This is a genomic window from Psychrobacter sp. AOP7-B1-24 (assembly GCF_052376215.1).
GTDB lineage: Bacteria > Pseudomonadota > Gammaproteobacteria > Pseudomonadales > Moraxellaceae > Psychrobacter.
In genome coordinates this window covers 1-648 of record NZ_JBQSVL010000201.1, presented here as the reverse complement: position 1 = coordinate 648, position 648 = coordinate 1, and the positions used below count along the sequence as shown (strand labels likewise).

Annotated in this window: 1 protein-coding gene; it reads right to left on the bottom strand. The window is 43.1% G+C overall.

Going from position 1 to position 648, the window contains the following annotated elements; all coding sequences use genetic code 11:
- Positions 1 to 47: 47 nt before the first annotated feature.
- The coding region (locus ACT3QP_RS14995; protein ID WP_444526055.1) for an IS3 family transposase at positions 48 to 648 on the bottom strand (601 nt) is incomplete at its 5' end.

The following is a 648-nucleotide window of genomic DNA, read 5'->3' as shown; positions in this document are numbered from 1 at the left end:
TTGACCCATGCTGTCAAATCCGTAGAACCAAACTTGGGAGATTTTAATTACGCAGCCTGACGATAATAATCAAACCACACCTGTCTTGGTGATTTATAGCCCAAACCCTTTTGAATCCTCGTCTGATTGTAGTACAGCTCGATATAACTGATAATATCATTGATGGCTGTGAACCTTGTTTTATAGTCTTGATGATATACCAGCTCGTTCTTTAAAGTGCCCCAGAAGCTTTCTATTGGAGCATTGTCGAAGCAATTACCTTTAGCGCTCATTGAACCTGTAAACTGATGCTGCTTAACAATCTTGTGGTAGGCGTGACTGCAATACTGACTGCCTCTGTCTGAATGAACGATTAGCCCTTTGCTTGGACGTTTATTCTTGATGGCCATATTTAGTGCTTTGCAAACTAAATCTGCGGTCATACGCTTGTTAATAGCGTAACCGACAAGCTCTTTGGTGTATAAGTCTTTGACCCCTGCTAAGTACAGCCAACCCTCATTCGTCCAGATATAGGTGATGTCGCTTACCCATGCTTGGTTAGGGCGACTGGTGTCAAACTTCTGATCGAGCACGTTTGGATAGACCAGCTTGTTGTGATTGGAGTCAGTAGTGACTTTAAAGCGCTTATGACGACGGCATTTGATGCCA